The sequence below is a fragment of the Pseudoduganella lurida genome, assembly GCF_007830455.1.
GTDB classification, from domain to species: Bacteria; Pseudomonadota; Gammaproteobacteria; order Burkholderiales; family Burkholderiaceae_D; genus Rugamonas; species Rugamonas lurida.
In genome coordinates, this window is sequence record NZ_VLLB01000006.1 from 338,434 (window position 1) to 347,984 (window position 9,551).

The 9,551-nt window shown below is 63.4% G+C and carries 11 protein-coding genes and 2 rRNA genes; 4 read left to right on the forward strand and 9 right to left on the reverse strand.

Features of this window, described 5'->3' with window-relative positions:
* Positions 1-14: 14 nt before the first annotated feature.
* From IP91_RS18490 to IP91_RS18520, 7 genes are all read right to left on the reverse strand, one after another.
* Positions 15-284, reverse strand: coding sequence for an HPr family phosphocarrier protein (locus tag IP91_RS18490; protein WP_145650564.1), 270 nt, complete (start codon positions 282-284; stop codon positions 15-17).
* Between the two features lie 71 nt (positions 285-355).
* Positions 356-757 (reverse strand): PTS sugar transporter subunit IIA, encoded by a 402-nt coding sequence (locus IP91_RS18495; RefSeq protein WP_145650565.1) that lies wholly within the window; start codon positions 755-757, stop codon positions 356-358.
* 19 nt (positions 758-776) lie between these two features.
* Complete coding sequence (gshB, locus tag IP91_RS18500; protein ID WP_145650566.1) at positions 777-1,730, reverse strand: glutathione synthase; 954 nt, start codon at positions 1,728-1,730, stop codon at positions 777-779.
* Positions 1,731-1,826: 96 nt separating this feature from the next.
* Positions 1,827-3,125 (reverse strand): glutamate--cysteine ligase, encoded by a 1,299-nt coding sequence (gene gshA / locus IP91_RS18505; RefSeq protein WP_145650567.1) that lies wholly within the window; start codon positions 3,123-3,125, stop codon positions 1,827-1,829.
* Between the two features lie 141 nt (positions 3,126-3,266).
* Complete coding sequence (locus tag IP91_RS18510) at positions 3,267-4,808, reverse strand: ammonium transporter (protein ID WP_145650568.1); 1,542 nt, start codon at positions 4,806-4,808, stop codon at positions 3,267-3,269.
* 12 nt (positions 4,809-4,820) lie between these two features.
* Positions 4,821-5,159, reverse strand: coding sequence for a P-II family nitrogen regulator (locus IP91_RS18515; RefSeq protein WP_145650569.1), 339 nt, complete (start codon positions 5,157-5,159; stop codon positions 4,821-4,823).
* An 18-nt stretch (positions 5,160-5,177) separates the two neighbouring features.
* The gene (locus tag IP91_RS18520; protein ID WP_145650570.1) at positions 5,178-5,936 is read right to left on the reverse strand and encodes a TorF family putative porin; all 759 of its coding nucleotides are present in this window, start codon (positions 5,934-5,936) and stop codon (positions 5,178-5,180) included.
* A 210-nt stretch (positions 5,937-6,146) separates the two neighbouring features.
* On the opposite strand from IP91_RS18520, the gene IP91_RS18525 reads away from it, so the two are divergent.
* From IP91_RS18525 to IP91_RS18540, 4 genes are all read left to right on the forward strand, one after another.
* On the forward strand, positions 6,147-6,401 hold the full coding sequence (locus IP91_RS18525; protein WP_145650571.1) for an accessory factor UbiK family protein: 255 nt from the start codon (positions 6,147-6,149) through the stop codon (positions 6,399-6,401).
* An 85-nt stretch (positions 6,402-6,486) separates the two neighbouring features.
* Positions 6,487-8,001 carry a YifB family Mg chelatase-like AAA ATPase gene (locus tag IP91_RS18530; protein ID WP_145650572.1) on the forward strand — a complete coding sequence of 505 codons (1,515 nt, stop codon included), beginning with the start codon at positions 6,487-6,489 and terminating at the stop codon, positions 7,999-8,001.
* Between the two features lie 25 nt (positions 8,002-8,026).
* Positions 8,027-8,557, forward strand: coding sequence for a hypothetical protein (locus tag IP91_RS18535; RefSeq protein ID WP_229474610.1), 531 nt, complete (start codon positions 8,027-8,029; stop codon positions 8,555-8,557).
* Between the two features lie 81 nt (positions 8,558-8,638).
* Positions 8,639-8,992, forward strand: coding sequence for a DUF1840 domain-containing protein (locus tag IP91_RS18540; protein WP_145650573.1), 354 nt, complete (start codon positions 8,639-8,641; stop codon positions 8,990-8,992).
* Positions 8,993-9,223: 231 nt separating this feature from the next.
* Here the strand turns inward: IP91_RS18540 and rrf are convergent.
* Positions 9,224-9,336, reverse strand: a 5S ribosomal RNA gene (rrf, locus tag IP91_RS18545).
* A 121-nt stretch (positions 9,337-9,457) separates the two neighbouring features.
* A 23S ribosomal RNA gene (locus tag IP91_RS18550) occupies positions 9,458-9,551 on the reverse strand; the annotation flags it as partial.

Genomic DNA, 9,551 nt, shown 5'->3' on the forward strand with positions numbered 1-9,551 from the left:
CGGTCAAACGGCATTTACTCGCCTTCGCCGAACTTGTCGTTGACCAGGCCGGCCAGCGCCGTGATGCACTCCTGTTCGTCCGCGCCATCCGCTTCCAGCGTGACCCTGGCGCCCTTGCCGGCGGCCAGCATCATCACGCCCATGATGGATTTCGCATTGATGCGGCGGCCATTGCGGGACAGCCAGACGTCGCTCCGGTACTTGGCGGCCAGCTGGGTGAACTTGGCGGAGGCGCGCGCATGCAGACCCAGTTTGTTGATAATCTCGAGTTCTTGCTGAATCATGTTTTGACTATTGTAGAGACGTCTGCCAACACGCCGGCCCGGGCTTTTCGGCACCGGCGTTCCCAATCGGACTAGTTCACCCGCTTGCGGTTGTCCACCCGCACCGCGCCACTCTGCGCGCCGGCCAGCGCCATCTCCACCACCACATCGAGCGTATCGGTGCGGTAGGTGATCGCGCGCAGCAGCATCGGCAGGCTGATGCCGGCGATGACTTCCACGTGGCCCGCGTCGGCCAGCCGGTTGCAGCAGTTGGCCGGCGTGCCGCCCTTCACGTCCGTGATCACCAGCACGCCGGCGCCGTCGTCGAGCCGCTTGATGGCCGCCGAGGCCAGCGCCTGCACATCGGCCAGGTCCTGGTCTGCCACCACGTCGATCGCTTCCAGATGTTCCACCTTGCCGCGAAAGACGTGGGCCACGGCCGCCAGGAAGGCCTCCCCCAGCGGGGCGTGCGTCATGAGCAGAATACCGACCATTAGATTCCTTGCTGCGTCTTCAATGTGCCGCCGCCGCGCGCGCTTCCAGCGCATCGACGAACATGGCGGCAACGTCGAAGCCGGCCTGCTGCGTGATCTCCTGGAAGCAGGTAGGGCTCGTGACGTTCACCTCGGTGAGGTAATCACCGATCACATCCAATCCTACCAGCAATAAGCCACGTGCGGCCAATACCGGACCGATCGCCTCGGCGATTTCGCGGTCCCGCGCCGTGAGGGGCTGGGCCACGCCCACGCCACCGGCCGCCAGGTTGCCGCGTACTTCGGTCCCCTGCGGAATGCGGGCCAGCGAGAACGGCACCGGCTTGCCGTCGATGACGAGGATGCGCTTGTCGCCCTTGACGATCTCGGGGATGTACTTCTGCGCCATGATCGTCTGCTTGCCATTGAGCGACAGCGTTTCGATGATGGCGCCCAGGTTCAGCGCATCGGCCTTGACGCGGAAGATGCCGGTGCCGCCCATGCCGTCCAGCGGCTTGAAGATGACGTCCGTGTGCTTGGCATGGAAGGCGCGCAGGCGCGCTTCGTCGGAGGTGACGATGGTGGGCGAGGTGAACTGCGAAAACTGCGCGATCGACAGCTTTTCGTTGTGGTCGCGGATCGCCTGCGGACTGTTGAAGACCTTCACGCCGGCCTTTTCGGCCAGCTGCAGCAGGTAGGTACCGTACACGTATTCCATGTCGAACGGCGGGTCCTTGCGCTCCAGGATGATGTCGAAGGTGGACAGCGGCACGTCTTCGGCATCGGCCGCTTCGTACCAGTCTTCCTGGCCGCCGCCGGTGAGCGTGATGCGCTGCATCTGGGCGCTGACGATGCCGTTTTCCAGCGCCATGTGGCGCTGCTGGAAGGCATACACCTCGTGGCCCCGTTTGGCGGCCTCGGCCATCATGGCGTAGGTGGAGTCCTTGTAGATCTTGAAGGACGACAGCGGGTCGGCGAGGAAAGCGATTTTCATGGGCACATCCGATCGGGGTAATGGCTGAATGAGAGCTGAAACAAGGGCTGATTCTAGCCGAGTTTCCCTTTCGGCATCGGCCGCGCCCGCTTTCGCTCAGTAGACTTCCGGATCCGGATCGGTGCGTTCCATCTCCAGCGACGCGGCCAGCAGCGCCAGGCGGGCCACCACGCCATACACATAGAAGCGGTTCGGTGCGGCCGTGCCCGGCTTGGCCTTCAGGTCCGGCACGGCATGCTGCTGGGCGAACGCCAGGGGCACGAACTCCGAGCCGGGCGCGTTCAGGTTCTGGTCCACGCCCCGCTCCGCATGCACGCGGTAGAAGCCGCCCACCACGTAGCGGTCGATCATGTACACGACGGGCTCGGCCACCGCATCCTTGATGCTCTCGAACGTGGGCACGCCTTCCTGGATGTTCAGGTCGCTGACCACCTGGCCGTCCTTCACCACCGCCATCCGTTCGCGCTGGGCCGGCGACAGGTCCTTCAGCTCGGCCGCATCGCGGATGGTGATGATGCCCTTGCCATAGGTGCCCGCATCCGGCTTGATGATGACGAACGGTTTTTCCTTGATGCCGTATTCCTTGTATTTCTTGCGGATCTTGGCCAGCACGGCATCCACGTTGCCAGCCAAAACGTCCTGCCCTTCGCCGCTTTGCAGGTCGATGTCGGCCGCTTTCGCGTGGAACGGGTTGACCATCCACGGATCGACGCCGATCAGCTTGCCGAATTTCTTCGCCACCTCGTCATACGCGGTGAAGTGGTTGTGCTTGCGGCGCAGCGCCCAGCCGGCATGCAGCGGCGGCAGCAGGCTCTGCTCGTGGATGTTCTGCAGGATGTCCGGCATGCCGTTCGACAGGTCGTTGTTCAGCAGGATCGTGCAGGGATCGAAATCCTTCAGGCCCAGGCGGCGGCCGTTGGCGGAGCGCTCCAGCGGCTCGACGACCAGCATATTGCCGTCCGGCAGAGCCAGCGGCGTCGGCTGCGTGATGGTCGGGTCGAGGGTGCCGAGGCGCACGTGCAGGCCCGTCTGACGGAAGATCTGCGCCAGCCGCGCCACGTTTTCCAGGTAGGTGGGATGGCGCTGATGCGTTTCCGGGATCAGCACCAGGTTGCGCGCATCCGGGCAGTACTTGTCGATCGCGGCCATGGCGGCCTGCACGGACAGCGGCAGCATTTCGCTGGCCAGGTAATGGAAGCCGCCCGGGAACAGGTTGGTGTCCACCGGCGCCAGCTTGTAGCCCGCGTTGCGCAGATCGACGGAGCAGTAGAACGGCGGCGTGTGTTCCTGCCACTCGAGGCGGAACCAGCGCTCGATGGCGGGCGTGGCGGCCAGGATTTTTTCTTCGAGATCGAGCAGCGGTCCGGTCTGGGCCGTCACGAGGTGGGGAACCATGCTTACTTCCTTTAAACGAAATGCGGGCGGCGCCTGCGCAGGCGTGATGCGAATTCACCAAATCGGGGCAAACGCAACATTTTAAAGGTTCATCAAGCAAAAAAGCGCCCCGCAGGGCGCTTTTGGTGACGCAAGTACTGCTTAAGCGTGGTAAGCCGATTCGCCGTGGCTCGTCACGTCCAGGCCTTCGCGCTCCTGCTCTTCCGGCACGCGCAGGCCGATCACGATGTCCACCAGCTTGTAGGCGATGAAGGCCACGACACCCGACCAGACGATCGTCACGCCCACGCCGAGCGCCTGGGTGACCACCTGGCTGCCGATCGAATAATCAGCCGAGCCCTTGTTGGCGACATAATCCCACACGCCCTGGCCACCCAGCGACGGCGATGCGAACACGCCGGTCAGGATCGCGCCCAGGATACCGCCCACGCCGTGCACGCCGAACACGTCCAGCGAGTCGTCGGCGCCGAGCAGGCGCTTCAGGCCATTCACGCCCCACAGGCAGACCACGCCGGCCAGCAGGCCGATGACGAGGCCGCCCATCGGGCCGACGAAGCCGGCGGCCGGGGTGATGGCCACCAGGCCGGCGACAGCACCGGACACGATCCCGAGCATCGAAGGCTTGCCCTTGATGATCCATTCGGCGAACAGCCAGGACACGGCGGCACCGGCGGTGGCCAGCAGCGTGTTCAGGAACGCCAGCGCGGCAACGTCGCCCGCTTCCAGTGCGGAACCGGCATTAAAACCGAACCAGCCCACCCACAGCAGCGAGGCGCCGATCATCGTCATCACCAGCGAGTGCGGTGCCATCGATTCGCGGCCATAGCCCACGCGCTTGCCCATCATGTAGGCACCCACCAGGCCGGCAACGGCGGCGTTGATGTGCACCACGGTGCCGCCGGCGAAGTCCAGCGCGCCGTGCTGGAACAGCCAGCCGGCCTTGGCACCCTGCGTTGCCACGGAAGCGGCATCGGTGATCGCATCGGGACCGGTCCAGAACCAGACCATGTGCGCCATCGGCAGGTAGGCGAACGTGAACCACAGCACCACGAAGGCCAGCACGGCGGCGAATTTCGCGCGCTCGGCAAAAGCGCCCACGATCAGGCCGCAGGTAATCGCCGCGAAGGTGCCCTGGAACGCCACGAAGATGAATTCGGGGATCACGACGCCCTTGGTGAACGTGGCGCCATAGGCGAACGTGCCGGCCACCGGATCATAGATGCCGTTCAGCAGCGCCCGGCCGAATCCGCCGAAGAACGCATTGCCTTCGGTGAAAGCGATCGAGTAGCCGTACACGCACCACAGCACGATGATCAGAGAGAACACGGCGAATACCTGCATCAGGATCGACAGCATGTTCTTCGAGCGCACCAGGCCGCCGTAGAACAGGGCCAGGCCGGGGATCGACATCATGATGACCAGCAGCGTGGCCGTGAACATCCAGGCGGTATCGCCCTTCTGTGGCGTTGGTGCGGCCGGTGCGGCGGCGGCAGGCGCGGCTTCGGCAGCGGCGGGGGCGGCGGCGACAGGCGCCGCAGCGGGTGCAGCAGCGTCAGCCGCTGGCGCGGTGGCGGTCGCGGCAGCCGGATCGGCCGGCTTGGCATCCTGCGCCCAGCCCGGCATTGCGGTGAAGGCCATCAGCATGGCTGCCCCAGCCAGCCATTTCGTTATCGTTTTTTTCATCGAGTTCCCCAATTAAAGAGCATCGTTGCCGGTTTCACCGGTCCGGATACGGATCACCTGTTCCAGGTTATAAACAAAAATCTTGCCATCGCCGATCTTGCCGGTGCGGGCTGCCGTTTCGATGGCTTCGATGGCCTGCTCGACGACCGCGTCGTCGACCGCTGCTTCGATCTTGGTCTTCGGCAGGAAATCGACCACGTATTCGGCGCCGCGGTACAGCTCCGTGTGGCCCTTCTGGCGGCCGAAGCCCTTGACTTCGGTGACGGTGATCCCTTGCACGTTGATCGCGGAGAGGGCTTCACGCACCTCGTCCAGCTTGAACGGCTTGATGATGGCGGTAATCAATTTCATGGCAGGCCTCTTTTTGTTTCAGAAAGTTTTGGAGACGGTGAATACGGCGCCCGATTTGCCCAGGTTCTTGCCGTTTGGTGCGAAGTACGCTTCGGTATTGGTATCGACATAGGCCAGCGACAGCGTCGCGATACCGAAGTCCTTGGTGACGCCTACTTTCCAGTCGGTGTAGCTGGAGGCATCGTTGTTCTTCACTTTCTGGCGGCCCACGTGCAGGTTCAGGATGAAGCCTTCGGCGATTTCCTGGTTCACGGAGGCATCCAGGTACTGGCTGTTCTTGCTGTCGTTGAAGCCGAACAGGTCGGTCAGCGAGTGGGAGTATTTCAGCGTGGCCGGGCCGAAGCCGACCTGGCCATACAGCTCGAAGGTGTTGGCGCTGTTCGGCAGCGAGTTCGACGGATAGGCGTAATACAGGCCGCCCACGTCATACGAAACACCTTCGGCGATCTCGCCGCGCTTGCCGGCATACAGATCCCACTCGACGCTGCCATCGCCCCCGCCATCCTTGACCCATTTGATCGTGGACAGCCAGGTGCCGGCGTAGAAACCCGTTGGGTTGTTGACCCAGTCGGCGCCGCCCTGCAGCGCGGGTTTCAGACGTGTCTGCGAAATACCGCGGTAACGGTAGTCGCTGGTAACGGCCGCGTTGAAGCTGATCTCATTGTCCGGTTTCGCCGCCGGTGCCGCAGCGCTCTCCTGCGCCTGCGCCTGACCGAATGCGCAGCAGGCAGCCAGCACGGCGAGCGACAGGGTGGAACGCTTGTTCTTGTCATTCATGGCGATTTCCTTTTGAGTGTCTTTTATAGGGTTTAGAATTCAGCTTGAACGTCGGTTCCCGTCTCTATTAGCAGAATGCGTGCCAGCAAGAAGTTGCAGTATTACTAGCTGAAGCATGCAATGATGCCGAGACGGCCACCCCTTTCGCACCAAATAATCTTCGACATTGCACTGTTTCAGTGCAGAACCCGCCAACCACCGGAGCCAGCGATGGACATGAACAATTTTTTCAACGACCTGCAGAGCAAGATCAACCAAGCGATCGAAAATTCCCCCGCCAAGGACATCGAACGCAACGTGAAGGCGATGGTCACGCAGGGCTTTGCCCGCCTCGATCTCGTCACTCGGGAAGAGTTCGATATCCAGGCCCAGGTGCTGGCAAAGACCCGCGCCCGCCTGGAACTGCTGGAGACGCGCCTGGCCGAAGTGGAAGCGAAGCTGGCGGCCGAGAAGACCCCGCTGTAAAACGCTTTTCCGCCCTGTGGCGGCGCAAGGCCGCGCCCGCCCCGACGATCTAGCATGACGGATCGTCAGCCGCAGCGGGGAATTGATGAGCCTGGCAGTCCTGAAAAGCCGTGCGCTGAGCGGCATGCAAGCGCCGGAGGTGGGCGTGGAAGTCCACCTCGCCAACGGCCTGCCGGCCTTCCACATCGTGGGCCTGGCGGAAACGGAAGTGAAGGAATCCCGTGACCGCGTGCGCGCCGCCATCCTCAATGCCGGCTTCGAGATGCCGGCCCGCCGCATCACCGTCAGCCTGGCGCCGGCCGACCTGCCGAAAGAGTCCGGCCGCTTCGACCTGCCGATCGCGCTGGGCATCCTGGCCGCCTCCGGCCAGATTCCCGCCCTCCCCCTGGCCCGTTACGAATTTGCCGGCGAACTGTCGCTGACGGGCGAGCTGCGCCCCATTCGCGGCGCCCTGGCGATGACTTTTGCGATGCAACGGGCGCACGGCCGTGGTGCATTCATCCTGCCGCGGGCCAATGCGGACGAGGCGGCGCTCGTCAATGGTGCAGCCATCTATCCGGCCGCGACGCTGCTGGAAGTCTGCAACCACTTCCGCGCCGCAGACGACAGCGCGCGCCTGGCCCGGCACCAGGCGGTGCTCCTGCCGGCCACCGGCCACTACCCGGACTTCGCGGAAGTGAAGGGGCAGCTGCATGCGAAACGCGCGCTGGAGGTGGCGGCGGCCGGAGGCCACAGCATTTTGCTGATCGGGCCGCCCGGCGCGGGCAAGACGATGCTGGCCTCGCGCTTCACCGGCTTGTTGCCGCCGATGACGGAGGAGGAAGCGCTGGAAGCGGCGGCCGTGCAGTCGCTGACGGGGGCGTTCTCGCCGGCGAACTGGCGGCAACGGCCGTTTCGGTCGCCCCATCACACGTCGTCCGGCGTGGCGCTGGTGGGGGGCGGCAGCGTGCCGCGGCCCGGCGAGATCTCATTGGCGCACCGGGGCGTGCTGTTCCTCGACGAGCTGCCCGAATTCGACCGGCGCGTGCTGGAAGTGCTGCGCGAGCCGCTCGAATCGGGCCGCGTGACGATCTCGCGTGCCGCCCGCCAGGCGGAGTTCCCCGCCAGCTTCCAGCTGATCGCCGCCATGAATCCCTGCCCCTGCGGCTACCAGGGCCATGCGACGCAACAGTGCCGCTGCACCTTCGAGGCCATCAACCGCTACCAGGGCCGCATCTCCGGCCCGCTGCTGGACCGCATCGACATGCAGATGGAGGTCGGCGCCGTGCCCACCGAAACGCTGCACAAGGGAGAGGATGGCGAGCCGTCGCAGGCGATCGCCGCACGGGTGGCCACGGCCTTCGAACGCCAGCTGGCCCGGCAGCGCAAGACCAACCGGCACCTGACCTCCCGCGAGATCGACCGCTACTGCAAGCCGGAGCAGGCCGGCATCACCATCCTGCACAAGTCGATGCTCAAATTTCACTGGTCGGCGCGCTCGTATCACCGCGTGTTGCGGGTGGCGCGCACGATCGCCGACCTGGACGGTTCGGCCGGCGTGCTGGCCAGGCATGTCCAGGAAGCCGTGCAGTTCCGCCGCGGGTTGCAGCAGCCGCAGTAAGGCCGCAGCCGGCGGATGCGCCGCCATGGCGCCGGCCACGCGGGGCTGCTACCATCATTCCATGAGAGCCATCCTCCCGATCCTCGCCGCCGCCGTTGCCCTGTCTGCCTGCAGCCCGAAGTTCAACTGGCGCGACTATCGCAGCAGCGATGCACCGTATGCCGTGCTGTTCCCGGCCAAGCCGTCGCTGCAGACGCGCGCGGTGGACCTCGACGGCCAGCAAGTCAGGATGACGATGGCGGCTGCCGAGATCGACGGCACCATGTTCGCCGTCGGCAGTGCGGAGCTGGCAGACGCGGCACGGGCCCAGGCCGCTGTCGACGCCATGAAGACGGCGATGCTGCGTAATATCGGCAGCACCACCGCCACGGAAAAGGCACGCGATGGCGAAATGGATGTGGAAGCGCATGGCGCATCTTCCGGACGAGCGCTGCAGCTGCACGGCCGCTTCCTCGCGCGCGGAAAACACGTTTTTCAGGCAGTAGTCATCGGACCGGACCAGGGCGTGGACGCGGAACAGGTGGACATGTTCCTGCGTTCGTTAAAGGTGAATTAAGAGCGAAGCGTGTAACCGATGGATGCATTCAAGACGTGATATCGTTGAATCACCAAAAACAACAATCTTTCAGGAAGCGCCATGTTAGTCACATTCAAATCCAAATCCTCGCCCGAGGTCACCATGTACCAGGAACACGCACAGCGCATCCTGGATGTGTTGAGCAAGAACCCCGCCCGCGGTGTCATTACTGCCGCCGAAGCCGGCAATGCGCTGGAATTGCTGGAACAGGAAGTCGCGATGAGCAAGCTGCATCCGGAAGTCGATACGGAGCATTCCACGCAATTGCACATCGCGCACGAGCTGTCAGCGGAAGGTGAAACGCAGGAACTGGCCGAGAAACACCATGTCGGCTTCGCCCAGCGTGCCTTCCCGCTGCTGGAAATGCTGCGCGCCGCGCGGGATGGCGGCGAGAATATCGTCTGGGGCGTCTGAGCAATCGGGACAGGCCCTGTTTTACAGACATCCCTGTAAAACGGGGCCTTGCCTGATCTGGAAAGGGCTTCTGACGGCACGAGACCCCTATCCGCTCCTGCTAACTGAAAGCGCAATGGACTGATGGCCGATTGAGCGACTGGATAATCCGCGCAGAATGCAAAAAACCCCCATCTGCACTGAACGCGATCTTGAGCGCGTTCAGGCTGATGGGGGTTTTTCTATATAACAGCCTGACGATAACCTACTTTCACACTGGTTGCAGCACTATCATCGGCGCAAAGTCGTTTCACGGTCCTGTTCGGGATGGGAAGGGGTGGGACCGACTTGCTATGGTCATCAGGCATGACTTGTACACAGTCTCGTTCCCGATAGGGCAACGACACTGCTGAATCTGGAAGAAGTAAAGTGGGGTATCTCAAACACAGGTAAATGCTTGTTGTTGACTATAACCGTCAAGGTTATAGGGACAAGCCTTACGGGCAATTAGTATCAGTTAGCTTAATGCATTACTGCACTTCCACACCTGACCTATCAACGTCCTGGTCTCGAACGACCC